Source organism: Pseudomonas sp. YNh, assembly GCF_037993085.1.
Taxonomy (GTDB): Bacteria; Pseudomonadota; Gammaproteobacteria; order Pseudomonadales; family Pseudomonadaceae; genus Aquipseudomonas; species Aquipseudomonas putida.
In genome coordinates this window covers 105,709-126,605 of record NZ_JBBMRJ010000009.1, presented here as the reverse complement: position 1 = coordinate 126,605, position 20,897 = coordinate 105,709, and the positions used below count along the sequence as shown (strand labels likewise).

General features: G+C 63.8%; 17 protein-coding genes. 9 read left to right on the top strand and 8 right to left on the bottom strand.

Annotated features, from left to right (window positions below; all coding sequences use genetic code 11):
- Nucleotide 1: 1 nt before the first annotated feature.
- The 7 genes from WF331_RS12010 to WF331_RS11980 all read right to left on the bottom strand — a co-directional run bounded on the left by WF331_RS12010 (nt 2) and on the right by WF331_RS11980 (nt 8,714).
- Nucleotides 2–1,411: a circularly permuted type 2 ATP-grasp protein gene (locus tag WF331_RS12010; RefSeq protein WP_016486198.1), complete on the bottom strand. Its 1,410-nt coding sequence runs from the start codon at nt 1,409–1,411 to the stop codon at nt 2–4.
- 435 nt (nt 1,412–1,846) lie between these two features.
- On the bottom strand, nt 1,847–2,218 hold the full coding sequence (locus tag WF331_RS12005; RefSeq protein ID WP_028613671.1) for a RidA family protein: 372 nt from the start codon (nt 2,216–2,218) through the stop codon (nt 1,847–1,849).
- A 28-nt stretch (nt 2,219–2,246) separates the two neighbouring features.
- Nucleotides 2,247–2,942, bottom strand: coding sequence for a DUF3726 domain-containing protein (locus WF331_RS12000; RefSeq protein ID WP_016500205.1), 696 nt, complete (start codon nt 2,940–2,942; stop codon nt 2,247–2,249).
- Between the two features lie 2 nt (nt 2,943–2,944).
- Entirely contained in the window at nt 2,945–4,639 is a 1,695-nt protein-coding gene (locus WF331_RS11995; RefSeq protein WP_340622949.1) for a hypothetical protein, read from the bottom strand.
- Nucleotides 4,640–4,665: 26 nt separating this feature from the next.
- Nucleotides 4,666–6,216, bottom strand: coding sequence for a BCCT family transporter (locus WF331_RS11990; RefSeq protein ID WP_016500203.1), 1,551 nt, complete (start codon nt 6,214–6,216; stop codon nt 4,666–4,668).
- 55 nt (nt 6,217–6,271) lie between these two features.
- Nucleotides 6,272–7,258 carry a dipeptidase gene (locus tag WF331_RS11985; protein ID WP_016500202.1) on the bottom strand — a complete coding sequence of 329 codons (987 nt, stop codon included), beginning with the start codon at nt 7,256–7,258 and terminating at the stop codon, nt 6,272–6,274.
- 13 nt (nt 7,259–7,271) lie between these two features.
- Complete coding sequence (locus WF331_RS11980; RefSeq protein WP_059396063.1) at nt 7,272–8,714, bottom strand: aldehyde dehydrogenase family protein; 1,443 nt, start codon at nt 8,712–8,714, stop codon at nt 7,272–7,274.
- A 95-nt stretch (nt 8,715–8,809) separates the two neighbouring features.
- On the opposite strand from WF331_RS11980, the gene WF331_RS11975 reads away from it, so the two are divergent.
- Nucleotides 8,810–9,697, top strand: coding sequence for a LysR substrate-binding domain-containing protein (locus WF331_RS11975; protein WP_016500200.1), 888 nt, complete (start codon nt 8,810–8,812; stop codon nt 9,695–9,697).
- A 9-nt stretch (nt 9,698–9,706) separates the two neighbouring features.
- Here the strand turns inward: WF331_RS11975 and WF331_RS11970 are convergent, their stop codons facing one another.
- Complete coding sequence (locus WF331_RS11970) at nt 9,707–10,621, bottom strand: LysR family transcriptional regulator (RefSeq protein ID WP_041168071.1); 915 nt, start codon at nt 10,619–10,621, stop codon at nt 9,707–9,709.
- A gap of 267 nt (nt 10,622–10,888) precedes the next feature.
- Between WF331_RS11970 and speB the strand changes: the two genes are divergently transcribed.
- The 8 genes from speB to gcvH all read left to right on the top strand — a co-directional run bounded on the left by speB (nt 10,889) and on the right by gcvH (nt 20,887).
- On the top strand, nt 10,889–11,860 hold the full coding sequence (speB, locus tag WF331_RS11965) for an agmatinase (protein WP_016486208.1): 972 nt from the start codon (nt 10,889–10,891) through the stop codon (nt 11,858–11,860).
- A gap of 15 nt (nt 11,861–11,875) precedes the next feature.
- The gene (locus WF331_RS11960) at nt 11,876–13,384 is read left to right on the top strand and encodes an aldehyde dehydrogenase family protein (RefSeq protein WP_059396065.1); all 1,509 of its coding nucleotides are present in this window, start codon (nt 11,876–11,878) and stop codon (nt 13,382–13,384) included.
- Nucleotides 13,385–13,480: 96 nt separating this feature from the next.
- Nucleotides 13,481–13,660: a hypothetical protein gene (locus WF331_RS11955; protein WP_016500197.1), complete on the top strand. Its 180-nt coding sequence runs from the start codon at nt 13,481–13,483 to the stop codon at nt 13,658–13,660.
- Nucleotides 13,657–15,126: a cytosine permease gene (locus WF331_RS11950; RefSeq protein WP_284397684.1), complete on the top strand. Its 1,470-nt coding sequence runs from the start codon at nt 13,657–13,659 to the stop codon at nt 15,124–15,126. Before WF331_RS11955 ends, WF331_RS11950 begins: the two co-directional genes overlap by 4 nt.
- Before the next feature lie 4 nt (nt 15,127–15,130).
- Nucleotides 15,131–16,819: a choline dehydrogenase gene (gene betA, locus WF331_RS11945; RefSeq protein WP_016500195.1), complete on the top strand. Its 1,689-nt coding sequence runs from the start codon at nt 15,131–15,133 to the stop codon at nt 16,817–16,819.
- A 378-nt stretch (nt 16,820–17,197) separates the two neighbouring features.
- Complete coding sequence (cycA, locus tag WF331_RS11940; protein ID WP_115283696.1) at nt 17,198–18,622, top strand: D-serine/D-alanine/glycine transporter; 1,425 nt, start codon at nt 17,198–17,200, stop codon at nt 18,620–18,622.
- A gap of 93 nt (nt 18,623–18,715) precedes the next feature.
- On the top strand, nt 18,716–20,248 hold the full coding sequence (locus WF331_RS11935; RefSeq protein WP_016500192.1) for a sigma-54-dependent transcriptional regulator: 1,533 nt from the start codon (nt 18,716–18,718) through the stop codon (nt 20,246–20,248).
- Between the two features lie 261 nt (nt 20,249–20,509).
- Nucleotides 20,510–20,887, top strand: a complete 378-nt coding sequence (gene gcvH, locus WF331_RS11930) for a glycine cleavage system protein GcvH (protein WP_016500191.1) — start codon at nt 20,510–20,512, stop codon at nt 20,885–20,887.
- Nucleotides 20,888–20,897: the final 10 nt, after the last annotated feature.

Here is a 20,897-nt window from a genome sequence, read left to right as displayed (position 1 = left end):
TTCAGTCCTCTACCACCCAGGTGTCCTTGGTACCGCCGCCCTGCGACGAGTTGACCACCAGCGAGCCTTCCTGCAAGGCCACGCGGGTCAGGCCGCCAGGCACCAGGCGCGTTTCACTGCCCGATAGCACGAACGGGCGCAAGTCGATGTGGCGCGGCGCGATGCCGCTGTCGACGAAGGTGGGGCAGGTCGACAGGCACAAGGTGGGTTGCGCGATATAGGCGTGCGGGCGGGCTTTGATACGCGCCCGGAAATCCTCGATCTGGGCGCTGGTCGATGCCGGCCCCACCAACATGCCATAGCCGCCGGAGCCCTGGGTTTCCTTGACCACCAGCTCGGGCAGGTGGGCCAGGACATGGGACAGGTCTGCGGGTTTGCGGCACTGCCAGGTGGGCACGTTGTTGAGGATCGGCTCTTCGCTCAGGTAGAAACGGATCATGTCGTCCACATACGGGTAGATCGACTTGTCGTCGGCCACGCCCGTGCCGACGGCGTTGGCCAGCACCACATTGCCGGCGCGGTAAACCGAGATAAGCCCCGGTACGCCCAGCGTCGAGTCAGGGTTGAAGGACAGCGGGTCGAGGTAGTCGTCGTCCAGCCGGCGGTAGATCACGTCCACCTGCTGGGGGCCGGCCGTGGTGCGCATGTAGACATGCTCGTCACGCACGAACAGGTCTGCGCCTTCGACCAGCTCGATGCCCATTTCCCGGGCCAGGAAGGCGTGCTCGAAGTAGGCGCTGTTGAAACGGCCCGGGGTGAGCAGCACGGCAGTGGGGTTATCCAGCGGGCTGGCGCTCTTGAGCGTGTCCAGCAGCAGATTTGGATAGTGGTCGATGGGCGCGATACGCTGGGCGGCAAACAGTTCGGGGAACAGGCGCATCATCATCTTGCGGTCTTCGAGCATGTAGCTGACGCCGCTGGGGGTACGCAGGTTGTCTTCCAGCACGAAGTAGCTGCCATCGCCGTCACGCACCAGGTCGACACCGGCGATATGGGCATACAGCCCACGGTGCAGGTCCAGGCCCTGCATGGCGATCTGGTAGCCCTCGTTGGCCAGTACCTGCTCAGGCGGAATGATGCCGGCCTTGAGGATGCGCTGGTCGTGGTAGATGTCCTGCAGGAACAGGTTAAGGGCCTGCACCCGCTGGATACAGCCACGCTCGACCGTGCGCCACTCGCTGGCGCGGATGCTGCGCGGGATGATATCGAAGGGGATCAGGCGCTCGGTGTCCTGGCTATCGCCGTACAAAGTGAAGGTGATGCCTGCACGGTGAAACAGCAGGTCGGCCTCGCGCCGGCGCTGTTCCAGCAGCTCCAGCGGGGTGTTGGCCAGCCAGCGGGCGAACTCCTGGTAATGCGGGCGGCAACTGCCGTTCGCTTCGTACATTTCATTGAAAAAAGCCCGGGACATACCCACTCCTTGCCGCCGTCGCCGGCAGCTTTATTGCGATTCATCTGCGTTTTTCAGGGTGCTGCCTTGCTCGGGTCAGGGGATGCTGTGTCTGGCGTAAGCCTCGGTTGCGATTGATTGGCTGTGCGTTGGGCACAAACAGCCTTTGCAATGAAAGTGCCGAACACGCTTGGCAGTGCCGGGAATGCGGGAAATGCGAGGGGCATGGCCGACCGGCGCTATCGGGTGGCTTTGGCCGATGCATCAAATAAGGGCGGTTTTAATCAGGGTGAGGGTTTTGAACCGAGATGGGGCACAGGCCGTGCCTGGCGGGGGAATCAGTGAAGTCTTCCGGGGGCATGTCTTGGGGTTGATGTGGTGCGTATATCGAGCGCCGCGCGCGCGGCGCTCGATCACACAGGCGCTGAAAACCCCCAGGCGAGCGCCTCAAGGCCCTCAAAGGCAGGCGTACACCACCAGCTCCACCAGCATTTCTTCGCGTGCCAACCCCGCCACTACGATTGCCGCGCGGTTAGGGTAGGGGGCCTGGAAGTAGTCGGCATACAGGCTGTTGACGGTGGCCAGGTATTGGCGGTCGGTCACGTAGATCAGCACCTGGGTCACGGCATCCAGCGAACTGCCGGCGGCTTCCAGGGTATGGCGCAGGTTGTCCAGTGTCTGGCGGGCCTGCGCCTCGATGCCGCCAGCAACCACCTGGCCCTGTGCGTCGATGGGGATCTGGGCGGTGTACAGCGTACCGTTGCCGACTACCGCCCATTCCAGGGGGGCCCTGGAGGCGAACAGCTCGGTCTTGATTGCATGTTTCATACGTTGGTTTCCTGAGTGATGAGCGGCTTCAGTCAGCATCGCTGCCGCCGCCTGCGCCGTGGCGGCGCGAGGCATCGGTGCTTTCGACGAGGATGTGTTCGGCCAGCTGCTTGAGCCGTTGCCAGGTGTGTTCGTTGACTGTAAAGCCCTGATGCAAGGTGCTCTGCGTGTTGGCTGGCGCCGTTGCGGTCTGGCCAGGCCGGCTGAACAGCACCGTGACGCTTTGCTCGGCCGCGTCAATGGTGCCGGGCCGGGCTTCACTGCGCAGTGCCGGGCGCTGAATGCCGGCAGTAAAGTCGGCCAGATGGCACTGACGGGCGTCCTCCCAGCGAGCTTGCACGTGCAGCCCCTGCACAGCTGCCCGGCTCAGGTAACCCAGCAGCAGCAAGCGGTTGTGGCAGTGGTGGATGCGCAGCTCGGCCTGACCACGGCGCATGGCCTTGGCGGCTGCCAGTTCCACCACCGTTGCGGCGCAGCGCAACACGCTCTGGCCCTTGGCGTCGATCACCAGCAGGGCGTGATCTTCGTGGCTCAAGGCGTACGGCTGGGCGGCTTCGGCTTGCAGGTAGAGCAGGGCCTTTTCCAGGGCACCCACGCCATCCAGCCCTTGCAATTGCAGCCAGCCCACCAGCTCGGCGGCATCCTCGCAGTCGCCGGGGGCGAAGCCCATGCCTTCGAAAGCCTTGCGGCACATCACCTGTATTTCGTTAAGCGACACACGCATGGTCAACGCTCCCCTTGCGGCATGACCGCGAAATTCCAGTCGTCTGCGAACGGTTGGCCGATGTCGCTGACCAGTGGTGCGCCCTGGAACAGCGTGATACGCACCCAGCGGCTGGACTTGGGGTCGAACTTGCCCGCGCCGAAAAACGCCAGTTTGCAGCGCAGCAGGTGAATCGGCAGCATGTCCCGGGCCAGCAGGTTGGCGCGGATTTCACCGTAGGTTGTCTGTGCCATGCCTTGCAGGCGGCGCACCGTGCCTTTGAACGCCGGTTGGGCGATCAGGAAGTGCGCGGTCAACGCCTGGGGCTGTAGCTGCAGGTGTTGCAGCAGTGCGGCGTGGCACTGCTGGATATTGCGGGCAATGCCCAGCTGCATTTCTTTTTCGGCCCCCGGTTCCTCGGCGCGCATGCCCAGGCGCGGCTCCTCTTTTTCGGCCGAGCGGTACCAGAAGAAGTGCTCGGCATCCACGGCACTGAAGTCGTAGCCCAGCGCCCAGCCGTACTGCTGCTCGATGAGCTGGCGCAGTTGCCCAAGTGGCATCTGCGCGTCCAGCTGCCAGCTTTCGTTGACACCCATGTGCTCGGCCAGTGGCGTGACCTGCTCGGGGTACAGCTCCAGCAGCAGGCTTGCCAGCAGTTCCTGGCAGCCCACCCCCGCCTGTGCCTCAGCCCAGGCCAGCAGGCGCGACCAAAGGCCCGCGCCGGTGGCTTGTGCGCCAAGCCAGGTGGTCAGTAAAGCAAGCTCGGCCAAGGTTTGCAGGTTCTGCTCATGCTGGCGCTGGTCTTCGGTCCGGGACTGTTGCAAATGCAGGCGGGCGCGTGCCAGCAGTGCCTGCAGGCGCACCAACCGGTCAGGGTCGGCCGGCTGCGCCAACACCAGGGCCAGGGCGGTTTCCCGGGTGCTGATCCAGCGTTCCACCAGTTGCGGGTGGTTGATCAGGAACGGGGCCATGCCCAACCCGGTCGCGTTGCCGACCCCCAGGTAGCGCTGCAGGGCCGGCGCCAGTTGCACTGCCCGCTGCGGGTCTAGCGCCTGGGCCATGTGGTTGATCTGCTCGATGCTGAAGTGGCGCAGCAAGTAGACCGTGAACATCTGCGCGCTGAACGGCTGGTTGAAGTCCGGGTTGTCCTGCAGGCAGCCAAAGTCGGCGATGCCGAACTTGCCATTGCCGTACACTGCCGTGGTGCGATACAGGTAGCCGACCTCGGCCAACTGGCTTGGGTCGGGCTGTTGCCCCTCCGCCAGCGCCGCCAGGAACCGGTCGAAATTGCGCAAGCTACGGTTGGCCCGTGATAGTACCAGCACGCGGGCATCGAAGCGGCCAGCCTCCTGCAGCGGCACGTTACGCTGCAGGTCGGCCAGTTGCCCGGCATCGACATCACCCTTCACCAGCACGAAGGTGACGTCCCACTGGTCGGCGATGACCCGGTCGCTGCGCTTTTCCGGCGGCAGGTAGGCCGAGAAGATCACGCATTGGTAATGGCCATTCGGCGTGTCGATGCGGTAGATCGCGGTGCCGAAGCCTTGGCCGTCCAGGTCGAAGCAGCTGCGCTGGATGTGCCAGTGCTGCTGCATCATCCGCCGCATGCTGCTGCGCACGAAGCTCAGCGGGCTCTGGAAGTGGCTGCCCAGCCGGGCCAGGTCCATGACCTGGCTGGCAGGGCGCATCGCGGGTATTGCAGGCACGGTGTTGGGCATTGTTGTTGTACCTGGATGGATCATGTTCAGACGCCTTGTTCGCGGGCCATGTGCCGGGCGATGCGCACTGCATCCCACAAGGCTGGCAGGATCACCAGCGACACCGGCACCGCGGTAATGACAATAAAGGACTGCAGGGCCGTCACGCCGCCAGCGCCGATGGTGATCAGCACCACCGCTGCCAGGCCCATGCCGATGGCCCAGAAACCGCACAGCCATTTTTTCGGTTTATCGTTGCTGGACATCGCCAGCGCCACGGTGAAGGCCATGGCATCGCCATTGGTGGCCACCGAGATGAAGCTCAGGAACAGGAACAGCGCGCTGATCAGGCCACCCAGTGGCAGGTTCTGCGTCACCCCCAGCAGCAGGTCCTCGGGCTGGGTGCCGTGGGCGGTGACGATGCCAGGCGTTTGTAGCTCCAGGCCGATACCGGTGCCGCCCACCACGGTGAACCAGAACATGGTTACCAGCGGCGCGATGATCGACAGTGTCATGATGATCTCGCGAATGGTTCGGCCCCGCGAGATCCGCGCGACGTACAGTGCCACCATCGGCGCGTAGCCAATAAACCAGCCCCAGTAGAACACCGTCCACCAGTCCAGCCACTTGGGGTCGGCGCGGAACATCGCCATCGGGATGAAGTGCTCCACATGCAGGGCAAAAGCCGCCGGGAAGCCGCCGAGGATGAACAGCGTCGGCCCGAACACCACCATGAACAGCGCCAGGCCGATCATCAGCCAGACGTTGATCTCGCTGACAAAACGGATGCCTTTGAGGCCCACCAGGCACGAGACGGTGTACATGGCCGTGACCAGGACGATGGTCAGCGACTGGGTGACGATATCGTTGGGCAAGCCCCACACCGCATGCATGGCGCTGCTGATCTGCAGGCCGAGGAAGCCGATCGGGCCGATGGTGCCGGCGACCACGGCGATGATCGAGGTGGCGTCGGCCAGGGTGCCGATCGGCCCTTTGAGCGCCCGCTCGCCGAACAGCGGGTAAAGCAGGGTGCGCGGCGCCAGTGGCAGGCCTTTGTCGTAGTGCAGGTGCATCAGCACGATTGCCAGCAGGCTGCCCAGCACGGCCCAGGCCAGAAAGCCCCAGTGCACGAACGATTGCGCCAGTGCCGCGGTGGCCGCCGCTTCGCTGTGCGGCTGCAGGCCGGCGAATAGGGGGGGCGGGCTGGCAAAGTGCATCATGGGTTCGGCAGCGGCCCAGAAGGCGCCGCCACCTGCCAGCAGGGCGCACATGATCACCGCGATCCAGTTGAAGGTGCTGATGTCCGGGCGCTGGGTGACGCCGCCCAGGCGTACGCGTCCGCATCTGGAAAAACCGATGAACAGGCTGACGGCGAAGGTTGCCAGCATCAGCACTTGCCAGTAGAGGCCAAAGAACCTGGTCGACCAGGCGAACAGGGTGTTGACCAGCGCCGACACGCTGTCGATGTCGATCAGTGCCGCCAGGAGGAAGGCGCCGAGGAACCCGCCGCTGATCACGAACAGCGGCCAGTCGATGTCGCGTGCCATTGGCAGGCCCATGGCCTGGCCTTCAGCCTGCAGGGTGGTTGGGTTTTTCATGAAGCCTCCGGAACCTGCGATTGTTGTTATTGTGGATGCTGTCCGTGCAAGGGGCTCAGGCCTGCGCCGTGGTGGCAGTCTCCAGCAGGCGCAACCAGTTCAGGCCCATGATGTTGGCCACATCCTGTTCGGCAAAGCCACGGGCGCGCAGGCCCTGGGCGATGTTGCCGAAGTCACGGCTGTCGCGGAACCACTGCAAGGGCGCTGGCCAGTTGGCGTTATCCTTGGAGCCTTCGCCGTAGTCCTTGTCCTTGCTCCAGCGGCCATTGCGCATCCATTCCAGCACGGCCAGCGGTTGCGCCTGGCACAGGTCGGTGCCGATGCCGATATGCTCCACGCCCATCAGGTCGGCGGTGCGCGCGACCATGTCGCAGAAGCTTTCCAGGCTGCAGCCCGAGGCACCCTTGAGGTGAAACGGGTAGGTGCTGAAGCCCAGTAGCCCGCCTGATGCTGCGATCCCGCGCAGCACCGCATCGGACTTGTTGCGTTTGGCGGCGTGGAAGCTGGCCGGGTTGGCGTGGGAGATGATCACCGGTCGGCTCGACAGCTCGATGGCCTCCAGGGTGCTGCGTTCAGCGCTGTGGGACATGTCGATGAGCATGCCGACGCGGTTCATTTCGGCGATCACCTGGCGGCCAAAGCGGCTGATGCCGTTGTCTTCGCGCTCATAGCAGCCGCTGGCCAGCAGGCTTTGGTTGTTGTAGGTCAGCTGCATGACGAACACCCCGAGCTGGCGGAAGACTTCCACCAGGGCGATGTCGTCCTCGATCGGCGAGCAGTTCTGGAAGCCGAAGAAAATCCCCACCCGGCCTTCCTCGTGCGCCAGGCGGATGTCGCTGGCCGTGCGCACCGGGCGGATCAGCTCAGGCCAGGTCTCGAAGCGGCGGTTCCATTCGCCCAGGCGCGACAGGGTTTCGCGGGCGTTCTCGTGGTAGGCGATGGTGGCGTGCACCGCGCTCAGGCCACCGGCCTGCATCTGCTGGAATATTTCCGGGCTCCAGTTGGAGTACTGCAGGCCGTCGATCATCAAGAGGTCGTGCATGGCGTGTACTCCTTCAGGGCCGCAGGTAGGTGGTCTTGACCACGGTGTAGAAGTCACGGGCGTACTGGCCCTGTTCCCGTGGGCCGAAACTTGAGGCTTTGCGGCCACCGAACGGCACGTGGTAGTCGGTGCCGGCGGTGGGCAGGTTGACCATTACGCAGCCGGTCTGGGCGCGGCGCTTGAAGTGGCTGGCGTGGCGCAGCGACTGGGTGATGATGCCGGCAGTGAGGCCGTATTCGGTGTCGTTGAGCGTGGCCAGTGCCTCTTCGAAGTCGCGTACGCGGATCACGCAGGCGATGGGGCCGAACACTTCCTCCCGGTTGATGCGCATGTCGTTGCGGCTGTTGATGAACAGCGCCGGGCGCATGTAGTAGCCGTCGCTCTCCAGTTGCAGGCGTTCGCCACCTTCGATAAGGGTGGCGCCTTCGGCCTGGGCCAACTGCAGGTAGGCCAGGTTCTGCTCCAGCTGGCGCGCGTCGGCCACCGGGCCGATCTGCACGCCGGCCTCCAGGGCATGGCCGACCTTGAGCTGGCGCATGCGCAGGCGCAGGGCTTCGACGAAGCGGTCGTGGATGGCGTCGCAGACAATCAGCCGTGACGAAGCCGTGCACTTCTGCCCGGTGCCGAAGAAGGCACCGTTGAGCGCGCATTCCACGGCCAGTTCAAGGTCGGCGTCATCCATGACCACCAAGGCATTCTTGCTGCCCATTTCCAGCTGGCAGCGCACCAGGTTACCTGCGGTGGCGACCGCCACGCGCCGGCCAGTCTGCAGCGAACCGGTGAACGTCAGGGCATCGATGTCGGCGGACTGCACCAGGGCTTCGCCGACGTCGGCGCCGCTGCCCATCACCAGGTTGAAGGTGCCGTTGGGCAAGCCCTGTCGGCTGATGATCTCGGTGAGTGCCCAGGCACTGGCCGGCACCAGGTTGGCCGGCTTGAACACCACGGCGTTGCCGAAGGCCAGGGCCGGGGCGATTTTCCAGGCGGCGGTGGCCATGGGGAAGTTCCATGGGGTGATGATGCCCACCACACCCACCGGTTCGCGATGCACTTCGATGTCGACCCCGGCGCGCACCGAGGCGGCGGTCTCGCCCATCTGGCGCAGTACTTCGGCGGCGTAGTAATGGAAGAACTGGCCGCTGCGGTTGACCTCGCCGATACCTTCGGCCAGGGGCTTGCCTTCTTCTCGCGAGAGCAGTTCGCCGAGCTCTTCCTTGCGGGCAATCAGTTCGTCGCCAATGGCCATCAGGATTTGCTGACGGGCTTCCAGGCCGCTGGCGGCCCACTGCGGTTGTGCGGCGCGGGCGGCCTGGATGGCCTGGCGGGCCTGTTCGGCGCTGGCCTGATGGTACTGGCCGATCAGGTCGCCGGTGTCCGAGGGGCTGTAGTTGCCCAGGGTGGTGTGGCCTTCGCACCACTGGCCATCAATGTAGTTGTTGTAGGTCTTGTGTGACATGGATGAACGCCTCTGGTTGCATGGCATTCATCATGCGAGCAATATGCAGCAAATAAAAATTAATAAAAAAAATGCTTTGATAAGGAATGCTAACCATGTTGCCCGAGCTGAAGATCGCCCAATTGCGCTACTTCGTACTGGTCGCCGAACTCAAGAGCTTCCATGCCGCCGCCCGCCAGGCCTTTCGCACCCAGCCGGCGATATCCCTGGCCGTGCGTGAACTGGAGCAGAAGCTGGGCCAGGCATTGGTCGAGAAGGGCGGGGGACGGGTAGAGCTGACACCCTTCGGCGAGCATTGCCTGCCGCTGTTTCGCGGCTTGATCGAGCACCATGACCGTATCGCCCGTGAAGCCACGCTGCTTGCCCGGCATGAAATCGGCCAGGTCAGCATCGCCACGGTACCTTCGGTGGCCAGCCGCATGCTGCCAGGGCCGCTGGCCCGGTTCGTGGCCGCACACCCGAACGTGCAGGTCAGCATTCAGGATGGCACCGCCGAACGTGTGCAGCAGTTGCTGGCCCAAGGGCAGGTGGATTTCGGCATCAGCAGCCTGTGGATGGATGATGAGCAGGTTGAATTCGCCCCGATCGTGAACGATCAGGTGGGCGTGGTGTGCCGTAGCGACCACCCGTTGGCGCAGGCGGGTGATCCGCTGCACTGGGCGCAGTTGCAGGGCGTGCCGATGATCCGCAATGGTACCTCGCAACTGCTGGCAGGCACCGAGGCCGAGGGTTTGCTGTCGCACAGCCGGCTCTTCATCTCCAACATGATTTCGTTGATCGCCATGCTGGAGGAGGGGGTGGGGATCAGCACCCTGCCGTACCTCGCCTTTCCGCACGAGAACGACAAGCTGGCGTTCGTACCGCTTGTGGAGCCCAAGGTCGAGCGGCATATCGGCATGCTCACCCGCAAGGGGCGCAGCTTGTCACCTGCGGCGGGGGCATTGATGGCGTTTTTGCAGGTGCAATTGGCCCACGCCGGCTGAGCCTGCGGCTCATGGCACCCCGGGCTGGCTGGTGCAGGCCGCCAGGTCCTCCAGAAAGGCCTGCAGGATGGGCGGGCGCGACACTCCGCGTCGGGTAACCACTTCGAAGGGTGAGCTGAGGTCCAGGGTGCTGGCCCCCAGGCGGCGCATTTCGCCCGTCTTGACCCACTGCTCGGCAAAGTGCACGGGCAAAAAACCGATGTAGGCGCCGGAAATGATCAGGATCGCCGCTGCCTCGATGTTCTCCACCGTTGCGTCGGCCTTGGTGATGCCCAGTTGCTCCAGGTCGTACTGCTGCATGTAGCCACGCACCACGATACGGCTCTGGCGCACGTCTTCCATCAGCCGGCCGTTGGCTGCATTGCTGGCGAACAACGGGTGGCGCCGGCCACAGTAAAGCCCCAGGGCCTCGTCATACAGCGGCAGGTAGGACAAGCCAGGCACCCGCAACGGGAAATGGCCGATGGCCAGGTGCAGCCTGCCATCCAGCACGCGCTCTTCGAGTTCCGCCGGGGCACCGATGTAGATGTGCAGGTGGGCATCGTGCCCGCGTGAAACAAAGCGCTGGGTGGTGCGCGGTAGCGGCGAGACGGGGTCGGTCAGGGTGGAGTCGATGATGCCCAGGTTGAGCTTGCCGCTGATGTGCTGCTTGAGCACGTCGGCGTCCAGGCAAAAGCTCTCCACGGCACTGAGCAGGCGCAAGGTTGCCTCATGGATCGCCACCCCTTGCTCGGTCAGGCGAAAGCCGCTGCGCCCGCGTTGGCACAGCTTGACCCCCAGACGGGTTTCCAGGTGCGTCATCTGTTCGCTGATGGTCGACTGGCCGGCATTGAGTGCCGCCTGCGCCGCAGAAAAGCCGCCGCACCGGACGATAGTGGTGAATACCCTGAGCAGCTTCAGGTCGACATCGTGGAGCTGGATCACCATAGCCTCCCGGCCGGGCCTCACATCGCCCGTGCTGATATGAGCGCCCGTGCATTGTTCTTGTTGCGCAAGCTAACCATGAGTGCCAGGCCGCTGCAATGCCTGGCGTTGTCCGCCCGCATCGCCTTCGGATACATCGGAAAGGGCGATGTATGTATCTGCACTTGCGCATTTTTCCCTGCCCCGGTGGTTGCCATAGTGGCTGCAACGGTGGTCGAGCAGTCGCCCCGTCTCCTGACATACAACAAGAAGTGGAGAAACCAGAACATGGCAAAACACGGTTATGAGTCCGGCCGCCTGAACCTGCCTTTCGTGGGCCATTGCACGTTCGCCAAGGCGCCGGTGTGCACCGACTGGGAGGCTATCGATGCCGACGTGGCGATTTTGGGCGCGCCCAACGACATGGGCACCCAGTGGCGTTCAGGGGCGCGTTTCGGGCCGCGTGGCATTCGCGAGGCGTCCACCCTGTTTTCCTTCGGCCATGCCGGTGCCTACGACTTCGAGGATGACGCCACCTACCTGACCGAAGACCAGGTGCGCATGGTCGATGTGGGCGATGCCGACATCGTGCACACCGACATGGTCAGCAGCAACGCCAACATCGAGGCGGCCGTCCGGCAGATCCTCGCAGCCGGCGCCATGCCGGTGGTACTGGGCGGTGACCATTCGGTGCATGCGCCGGTCATCAAGGCGTTCGAAGGGCATGGGCCGATCCACATCGTGCATTTCGATGCCCACCTGGACTTCGTCGACGAGCGTCATGGCGTGCGCTATGGCCACGGCAGCCCATTGCGCCGCGCCTCGGAGCTGGATCACATCGTCGGCATGACCCAGATGGGTATCCGCAACGTGTCGTCATCCAACCGCGACGACTACGACGCCGCTCGCGAGGCCGGCTCGCAGATTCTTTCGGTACGTGACGTTCGCCGCCTGGGCTGCGAAGGCGTGCTGGCGAAAATCCCGGAAGGGCGCAACTACTACATCACCATCGACATCGACGGCTTCGACCCCTCCATCGCCCCAGGCACCGGCACGCCGAGCCATGGCGGGTTCCTTTACTACGAAGTGCTGGAAATCATCCAGGCGCTGGCCAAGCGCAGCCACGGTCGCATTGTCGGCATGGACCTGGTCGAAGTGGCCCCGGCCTACGACCCCACCGGCATGACCTCGATCCTTGCCGCCCAACTGCTGATGAACAGCATCGGCTTCATTTTCCACGCGCGCGCCAAAGCTCGCTGACCCGGAGACTGTACTGTGGACAACAAGGTAAAAGCCTATTTGCAGGCCTTTGGTGTTAGCGAGGCGACCCAACGCTTTCTCAGCAAGCCGCAGCGCATGTTCATCGGGGGTGCCTGGCTGGAGGCCAGCGACGGTGGCAGCGCCGAGGTGGTCGAGCCCTCTACCGAAGGGGTACTGACGCGCATCCCCATGGGTACCGCAGATGACCTTGACCGTGCCGTGCGCGCCGCGCGTGCGCAGTTCGATGGTGGCGCCTGGAGCCAGCTGAAACCGCTGGAGCGCGAACGCCTGATCCATCGCCTGGCCGACCTGATCGAAACCCACGGCGACGAACTGGCGCAGATCGAAGCCATCGACATGGGCAAGTCGGTGGTGCAGGCGCGTGCTGTCGACATTCAGGGCACGGTCGACACCCTGCGCTATTTCGCCGGTTGGGCCAGCAAGATTCATGGCCGCACCGTCGAGCCTTCGCTACCCGGCAATTACCTGGCATACACCCGCAAGGAAGCGGTAGGGGTGGTCGGCGCCATCGTGCCGTGGAACTTCCCGCTGCAAACCATGGCCTGGAAACTGGGCGCAGCGCTGGCCACCGGCTGCACCGTGGTGGTCAAACCGGCGGAGCTGACCTCGCTGTCGGCACTGCGCTTTGCCGAACTGGTACAGGCGGCAGGCATCCCCGACGGGGTGGTGAACATCGTGACCGGACGCGGCAGCGTGGTCGGCCAGGCGATGACCTGCCACCCGGGCATCGACAAGCTGAGCTTTACCGGCTCTACCCCGGTGGGTTGTACGGTGGGCAAGACGGCGATGGACCAGATGAAGCGCCTCACCCTCGAACTGGGCGGCAAGTCGCCGGTGATCGTGTTTGCCGACGCGGACATCGAGGCGGCGGCGCAAGCCGTGGCCAACGGCGTATTCTTCAATTCCGGGCAAGTGTGCGACGCCGGTACCCGTGCTTACATCGAGCGCAGTGTCTACCCGGCATTTCTCGAAGCGCTGGCGCGCTACACCGCGACGTTGAAGATCGCCCCGGGGCTCGACCCTGAGTGTTTCATCAGCCCCATGGTGTCGCAGCAACAGCAGCAGCGGGTGCTGGACTACATCGCTTTGGGCAAGGCCGAAGGCGCGCAGGTGCACTATGGCGGCGAGCCGCTGGACGGCCCGGGCTTTTACGTGCAGCCGACGATCTTCGCCCACTGCCGCAACGACATGCGCATTGTCAGCGAGGAAATCTTTGGCCCGGTGCTGGTCACCCAGCCGTTCGATACCCAGGAGCAGGCCCTGGCCTTGGCCAACGACTCGCTGTTCGGCCTGGCCGCGGCGATCTACTCCAACGACCTGGGCAGGGTGCACGGGCTGATCCCGCAGTTGCGGGCCGGTACCGTGTACGTCAATGCCCACAGCACCCTCGACCCGGCCATGCCGTTCGGTGGCTACAAGCAGTCGGGCTATGGCAAGGACCTGGGCGCGGAACAACTGGAGTTTCTGCTGGAGACCAAGGCGGTCTGGATCACCTTGCCCTGAGGTTCAGGGCGTGTCTGCGTCGCTGAGGTTTGGCGAGCGACGCAGGTTCAATCAAGCATCGAATTTCAAGAACAAGAACCTGTCGAGGTGATGCCGATGAACAGCCAAGTGGATGTGGAGCGTGCGCAGGACCTGGAAAGGCGCCTGTGCGCCTACGAGGAGTTGGAAAAGCGTGTGCAGTGGCCGGGCGCCTTGACGGCGGCTGACGTGGTTGCACTTACCCTGCTGGTGCTGGTGATGATTGCTGGCGCGTACTACCTGGGAGGCCAGCCATGAGCGCCTCCCGCGAGCAGGAGTTTCGCCTGGGTGCGGAACGTGGCGACACCCCCTTGCTACCCGGTGAGCGGGTCTGGGGCTTCTGGGGCTTTGCCTACGCCAACTCGGCGCTGGCGGTGGCCACCTGGGTGTTCCTGATCGGCGGCGCCACCGCGCTGTTCGTCGGGCCCTTGCAAGGGATTGCGGCGATCATCATCGGCAATATCATCGGCGTGGTGCTTGCTGCCTCGTCCACCTGCCTGCCCTGTGGCAAGTACGGCGTCGAGCAGTTCACCTTCCTGCGCAGCATGTTCGGCCTCAATGGCAGCCGCCTGGTCTACTTCCTCTCGGTGGTGGTGCTGACCATGGGGTGGCTGGCGGTGCTGGGGCTGATGTGCGGGCGGGCGCTGGACAACCTCGAGACCCTGGTGCAACAGCGCCAGCCCGGCGCAGACGGTTGGCTGGTAACCGCCGGGGCCTTGCTGGCCATTGTGCTGGCGGCGCTGGTTGCCATGCGCGGGCCGGAGATGATCCGCCGCCTGAGCGCGGTGATCGCACCCAGCCTGATCCTGATCATGCTGGCACTGATGTACTTCATTTCCCGGCGCTACAGCCTCGACGAACTGCTGGCCATGCCGCCCTTGCAGCCACCATTCGAGAACCCGCACGTCAACTTCATGGTCGCAGTGGAAATCAACATTGCTGCGGGCTTTTCGTGGTGGCCCTACATCGGCAACCTGTCGCGCCTGTGCAGCAACCAGCGTACGGCCTTCTGGCCCAACCTGGTGGGCATCTTCGGCGCCGCTTCGCTGGGTGAGTCGGTCAGCCTGTTCGCGGCCACCACCCTGGGCAGCAGCGACCCCACGGCGTGGATGCGCCTGGCCGGTGGCATGGGCTTCGGTATCATCGCCTTGAGTTTCCTGGCGCTGGCCAACCTGACCGGCATGGTCAACATCCTCTACACCGCAGTGATCGGCTTGCGCCAGCTGGCAGGCGAACGCCTGCGGAGTGTGGGGTGGGGGGTGCTGATCGCGCTGTTCTGCATCATTCCGGTGGTTATCGTGGTGTTGCTGCCGGGGATCTACGATGGCTTCTTCATATTCCTGGTGTGGACCTCCGCCCTCAACAGCGCCCTGGCCGGTATCGGCATCGCCGATTACTTCTTCCTGCGCAAGCAGCGCCTGAACCTGCGGCATATCTACGCCGAACAGAGCGTGTCGCCCTTGCGCTACTGCAAAGGCTTCAACCCCATCGCACTGGTGGCGCTGGTGGCGGGCTTTGCGGTCTACGTGGTGGTGTTCAACCCGCAAACCCTGGCCCATACCGACTTCTTCACCTTCGCCACGGCCTCGCTACCGTCCTGCCTGCTGGCCGGGCTGGTGCACTACGGCCTGACCCGACTGCTGGCAGCGCGCCTGGGTTGGGGCGGCTACCCAAAGCGTAATGCACGCAATATCGAGGCCGTAGGCCTTCGCGCACAGGACTAGAACAATGACCAAGCGATACGACTACATCATCATCGGTGCGGGCTCGGCCGGCTGCGTGTTGGCCAACCGCCTCAGCGAAGACGCCGGTACTTCGGTACTGGTACTGGAGTTCGGCGGCAGCGACCGCAGCGTGCTGATCCAGATGCCCAGTGCGTTCTCCTTGCCGATGAACACCAAAAAATACAACTGGCGCTACGAGACCGTGGCCGAGCCGCACCTCGACAACCGGCGCCTGCACTGCCCACGGGGCAAGGTGCTGGGCGGTTCGTCGTCGATCAACGGCCTGGTGTACATCCGTGGCCATGCCTGTGACTTCGATGAGTGGGAAAGCCTGGGCGCGAAAAACTGGAGCTACCGCAATTGCCTGCCGTATTTCAAACGGGCCGAGCAATACAAATTCGGTGGTGACGACTACCGGGGCGGGGCGGGGCCGCTGTCGACCAACAACGGCAACAACATGCAAAACCCGCTGTACGGTGCCTGGGTCGAAGCCGGTGCCGAGGCCGGCTACATCAAGACCGACGACTGCAACGGCTACATGCAGGAAGGCTTTGGTGCCATGCACATGACGGTGAAGGATGGCGTGCGCTGGTCCACCGCCAATGCCTACCTGCGCCCGGCCATGAGCCGGCCGAACCTGACCGTGATCACCCATGCCATGACCCGGCGCATCTTGCTGGAGGGCAAGCGGGCGGTGGGCGTGGAGTACGACCAGGGCGGGCAGACGCACAAAGTCATGTGCAACCGGGAGGTGCTGGTGGCGTCTGGCCCGATCGGTTCGCCGCACTTGCTGCAGCGCTCCGGCATCGGCCCGGCTGCGGTGCTGAAAAACGCCGGTATCGAGGTGCGCCACGACCTGCCTGGGGTGGGCGAGAACCTGCAGGACCACTCGGAAATCTACATCCAGTATGCGTGCAAGGAGCCGGTAACCCTCAACGGCAAGATGAACCTGTTGGGCAAGGCCCTGATCGGCTTGCGCTGGTTGCTGTTCAAGGACGGCCTGGGTGCCAGCAACCACTTCGAGGCGGGCGGCTTCATCCGTTCGTCCAAGGGCCTGCGCTGGCCGGACATCCAGTTTCACTTCCTGCCGGCGGCCATGCGCTACGACGGCGACAAGCCGTTCAAAGGGCATGGTTTCATGGTGCTGACCGGGCCCAACAAGCCCAAGAGCCGGGGCCATGTGCGGGCGTTGTCGGCCGACCCGTACCAGCACCCGCAAATCCGCTTCAACTACCTGGCGAGCGAAGAGGACCGCGAGGGCTTCCGCCGCTGTGTGCGGCTGACCCGGGAGATCATCGCCCAGCCGGCCATGGACCGCTACCGCGGCGAAGAGCTGGCGCCGGGGCCGCAGGTGCAGACCGACGAAGAGATCGACGCCTTCGTGCGCGCCAACATGGAAAGCACCATGCACCCGTGCGGCTCGTGCCGCATGGGCGAGGATGACATGGCGGTGGTGGACTCTGCGTTGCGTGTACACGGCTTGCAGGGGCTGCGGGTGATTGACTCCTCGGTGTTCCCGAGCGAGCCCAATGGCAACCTCAACGCCCCGACCATCATGCTGGCCGAGCGCGCCGCAGACCTGGTGCGCGGGCGCCAGCCGCTGGCACCGGCTGATGTGCCGGTTGGGCTGGTGGGGGGCTGGGAAGAAGAGCAGCGTAGCCGCAAGCCGGTGCGCGAGATGCCTGTCCGTTAGACTACCGGTTGACGCGGTCAATGTGGGAGCGGCCTTGTGTTGCGAAAGGGCTGCAAGGCCGCTCCCACAGAGGCCGGTCCAGGCCATGAGATTGGACTGAATGCGCTCCATTGGAATGATTTCGATACAGGGGGTGCAAGTACAGCGCTGGCGATGCCTGGGGCAGCACAACGGCCTGATTGACGCAAATAGATGGAGTGACTTCTTTACAGCCGGTACAGCCCTTTTCGCTAGAACCCCTCTAGCCAGCAGGATTTGCGCTTGGCACAGACCTTGCTCCCCACCTTGCACTCGCTCGGCACTGAACGTTGTTCATGCGGTCCCGAGGGTTGAACTTGTGACGTTATAAAAACAATTAAACCAGCAAGGTACATAACAATGACTAACTTGCCGCACGGTCACTGCCCGCCTGACGGTGACGCACACGAACTCAAACGCAACCTGTCCAACCGCCATATCCAGCTGATCGCCATCGGCGGTGCCATCGGCACCGGCCTGTTCATGGGCTCTGGCAAGACCATCAGCCTGGCTGGGCCTTCCATCATCTTTGTCTACATGATCATCGGCTTCATGCTGTTCTTCGTCATGCGCGCAATGGGCGAGCTGTTGCTGTCCAACTTGCACTACAAATCGTTCATCGACTTTGCTGCCGACCTGCTAGGGCCGTGGGCGGGGTTCTTTACCGGCTGGACCTACTGGTTCTGCTGGATTGTCACCGGCATTGCCGATGTGATTGCCATTTCTGCCTATACACAATTCTGGTTCCCGGACATGCCATTGTGGATACCGGCGCTGACCTGTGTCGGGCTGTTGCTGACGCTGAACCTGATGACGGTCAAGATGTTCGGGGAAATGGAGTTCTGGTTCGCCATGATCAAGATCGTGGCCATTTGCGCGCTGGTCTGCACCGGCTTCTACATGGTGGCGGCGGCCTATCAGTCGCCGGCCGGGCATGCCGCAGCGCTCGCCAACCTGTGGAACGACGGCGGGATGTTCCCGCACGGCGCCATGGGCTTTTTCGCGGGCTTTCAGATTGCGGTGTTTGCCTTCGTCGGCATCGAGCTGGTGGGCACCACTGCGGCCGAAACCAAGAATCCGGAGCGCAACCTGCCGCGGGCGATCAACTCGATTCCGGTGCGCATCATCGTTTTCTATGTGCTGGCGCTGATCGCCATCATGGCCGTTACCCCGTGGCGTGAAGTGGTGGCCAACAAGAGCCCCTTCGTCGAATTGTTCGTGCTGGCCGGCCTGCCGGCAGCCGCAGGCATCATCAACTTCGTGGTACTGACCTCGGCCATGTCGTCGGCCAACAGCGGTGTGTTCTCTACCAGCCGCATGCTTTACGGCCTGGCGATGGACGGTGATGCACCTGGCAAGTTCGGCGCTCTGTCCCGCCGTGCCGTGCCCTCCAACGGCCTCATCTTCTCATGTGTGTGCCTGACCGGCGGGGCGCTGGTGATCTACCTGGTGCCGAACATGCTTGATGCTTTCACCCTGATTACCACGGTATCGGCACTGCTGTTCATGTTTGTCTGGTCGATCATCCTGCTGTCGTACCTGGCGTACCGCAAGCAGCGCGACCCTTTGCACCAGGCGTCGAAGTACAAGATGCCGGGCGGCACCGTGATGTGCCGGGTATGCCTGGCGTTCTTCGCCTTCATCCTGGCATTGCTGGCCCTGGAGGCCGACACCCGCATGGCGTTGTACCTGGTACCGGTGTGGTTTGCCGTGCTGGGGCTGGCGTACCGGTCCATCCGCCAGAAGAAACAGGCGACAGCGCAGTTGTCGTTTGACGCTGATTGACCGGCACATTCATGTGTTGCCCAAGGGGATAGCGCGCTGCGCTGTCCCCTTGTTGTCTTTTTGCCAAACAGGGATTTTGGCTGAGGAGCTTAGATGAGAATCCACGTCAACTTTGTCGACCGTGTCGGCATCACCCAGGAAATCCTGTCGCTGCTCGGGGCGCGCAACCTCAACCTGGACGCGGTGGAAATGATTCCGCCCAACGTCTACATCGATGCCCCGACGCTGTCCCCGGTCGTGCTGGATGAACTGTATGCCGCCCTGTTGGGGGTGGACGGTGTGCAGGAGGTGTCGCTGGTCGACTTCCTGCCGGGCCACCGCCGGCGCTTGCAACTGGAGGCTTTGCTGGCCGCCATGAGCGACCCGGTGCTGGCAGTGGACCCCGCTGGCCATGTGCTGCTGGCCAACCCGACGCTGGTCAGCCTGGTGGGCCACGAGCCGGCGGGTGAGCCGTTGAGCAAGCTGTTTGCCGAGCCGAACCTGGCGCAGAACCTGATCGACAAGGGTTTTCGCCTGCCCATGTGCGAGGTGAGCTTTCAGGACCAGTCCCTGCTGCTGGAGGCCACGCCCATCAGCGGCGGCGCCGAAGGCCTGGTGGGCGGCTTGCTGACCCTGTACCCACCCAGCCGCATCGGCGAGCGCCTGGCCTCGCTGCTGCATGACAACGGTGAAGGGCTTGGGGCGTTGCTGGGGGAATCGGCCGCGCTGCAGGCGCTCAAGGCGCGCTTGCACAAAGTGGCGAGTCTGGAGGCGCCGTTGCTGATCCAGGGCGAGACCGGTACGGGCAAGGAGCTGGTGGCCCGTGCCTGCCATGCGCTCAGTGCCCGGCGCGATACGTCATTCCTGGCGCTGAACTGCGCAGCGCTGCCCGAAAGCCTGGCCGAAAGCGAGCTGTTCGGCTACGCCGCCGGCGCCTTTACCGGCGCCCAGCGCGGTGGCAAGCCGGGTCTGTTGGAGCTGGCCGATGGCGGAACGGTGTTTCTCGATGAAGTGGGCGAGATGTCGCCCTACCTGCAGGCCAAGCTGCTGCGCTTTCTCAACGACGGCAGTTTTCGCCGGGTGGGGGGTGGCAACGAGGTGCGGGTGAATGTGCGGGTGGTCTGCGCCACCCACCGTAACCTGGAAAACATGGTGATGGAGGGCAGTTTCCGCGAAGACCTGTACTACCGGCTGAACGTGCTCAACCTGAAGGTGCCGCCCCTGCGGGAGCGCGGCAAGGACATTCTGCTGCTGGCCGAACATTTCCTGCGCCAGGCCTGTGCGCAGATACAGCGCTCACCCTGCCGCCTGGCGTTGGCCACCCATCCGCTGCTGCTGGGCAACCGCTGGTCAGGCAATGTGCGCCAGTTGCAGAACGTGATTTTCCGCGCAGCAGCCATCAGCGAAGGCGAGGTGATCGACTGCGACGACCTGGAACTGGCCGGCACCGCATTGAGCAGCCAGCAGGCCGAGGGGGCGGAAATCGTCAGCCTCGAGGCGGCCGTGCAGGCCTTTGAAAAGGCCTTGCTGGAGAACTTGTACCAGAGCTACCCCTCGACCCGGCAACTGGCCGTGCGGCTGCAGACTTCCCACACGGCCATCGGTCAGCGCCTGCGCAAGTACGGCATCGCCAGCCGGGTCTCGTAGCTGACCCGGTTCGAATGCGCTCCACTGGAGTGATTGCGCTCCGTTTTGCCGTGGAGCCCGTATCCAGTGGCGGGCCCCACACCAGGTGATTGCCGGGCGCTGGCGGTGGAGCGAATACGCTCCGGCGCAGGTACTTCTAAAAGTTCGGATTAATTTTATAAGGTGCTGATAAATATAGAAAATATCGAGTTGGCATCGCCCTTGCTCTTGTATCTGGCAGTCCCGCACAGGGACCCACCCGATAACAAGAGAGGAACGTCCATGAGCACTCTGCGTTTTACGCCCGAACACGAATGGCTGCGTCTGGAAGCGACCGGCGAGCTGACCGTCGGCATTACCAGCTATGCCCAGCAGGCCCTGGGTGACGTGGTGTTCGTGCAACTGCCGGAGCCTGGTGAGTACGGGGAAGGCAATGAAGTCGCGGTGCTCGAGTCGGTAAAGGCCGCCAGCAACATCACCATGCCGGTAACAGGCACGGTGGTAGCCGTCAACCAGGCACTGGCCGACGACCCTGAGCTGATCAACGCCTCGCCGATGCAGGACGGCTGGTTCTTCCGTATCCAGGCCAGCAACTCTGCTGACCTCGATAGCCTGATGGACCAGGACGGCTACGACCGCTTCCTGGCCGACAACGCCTGAACCGGGGTGG

Excerpts from the sequence above, each read along its gene's own strand:
- WF331_RS12010 (WP_016486198.1), bottom strand. The coding sequence starts at position 1,411 with ATGTCCCGGGCTTTTTTCAATGAAATGTACGAAGCGAACGGCAGTTGC.
- WF331_RS12005 (WP_028613671.1), bottom strand. The coding sequence starts at position 2,218 with ATGAAACATGCAATCAAGACCGAGCTGTTCGCCTCCAGGGCCCCCCTG.
- WF331_RS12000 (WP_016500205.1), bottom strand. The coding sequence starts at position 2,942 with ATGCGTGTGTCGCTTAACGAAATACAGGTGATGTGCCGCAAGGCTTTC.
- WF331_RS11995 (WP_340622949.1), bottom strand. The coding sequence starts at position 4,639 with ATGCCCAACACCGTGCCTGCAATACCCGCGATGCGCCCTGCCAGCCAG.
- WF331_RS11990 (WP_016500203.1), bottom strand. The coding sequence starts at position 6,216 with ATGAAAAACCCAACCACCCTGCAGGCTGAAGGCCAGGCCATGGGCCTG.
- WF331_RS11985 (WP_016500202.1), bottom strand. The coding sequence starts at position 7,258 with ATGCACGACCTCTTGATGATCGACGGCCTGCAGTACTCCAACTGGAGC.
- WF331_RS11980 (WP_059396063.1), bottom strand. The coding sequence starts at position 8,714 with ATGTCACACAAGACCTACAACAACTACATTGATGGCCAGTGGTGCGAA.
- WF331_RS11975 (WP_016500200.1), top strand. The coding sequence starts at position 8,810 with ATGTTGCCCGAGCTGAAGATCGCCCAATTGCGCTACTTCGTACTGGTC.
- speB (WP_016486208.1), top strand. The coding sequence starts at position 10,889 with ATGGCAAAACACGGTTATGAGTCCGGCCGCCTGAACCTGCCTTTCGTG.
- WF331_RS11955 (WP_016500197.1), top strand. The coding sequence starts at position 13,481 with ATGAACAGCCAAGTGGATGTGGAGCGTGCGCAGGACCTGGAAAGGCGC.
- WF331_RS11950 (WP_284397684.1), top strand. The coding sequence starts at position 13,657 with ATGAGCGCCTCCCGCGAGCAGGAGTTTCGCCTGGGTGCGGAACGTGGC.
- betA (WP_016500195.1), top strand. The coding sequence starts at position 15,131 with ATGACCAAGCGATACGACTACATCATCATCGGTGCGGGCTCGGCCGGC.
- cycA (WP_115283696.1), top strand. The coding sequence starts at position 17,198 with ATGACTAACTTGCCGCACGGTCACTGCCCGCCTGACGGTGACGCACAC.
- WF331_RS11935 (WP_016500192.1), top strand. The coding sequence starts at position 18,716 with ATGAGAATCCACGTCAACTTTGTCGACCGTGTCGGCATCACCCAGGAA.
- gcvH (WP_016500191.1), top strand. The coding sequence starts at position 20,510 with ATGAGCACTCTGCGTTTTACGCCCGAACACGAATGGCTGCGTCTGGAA.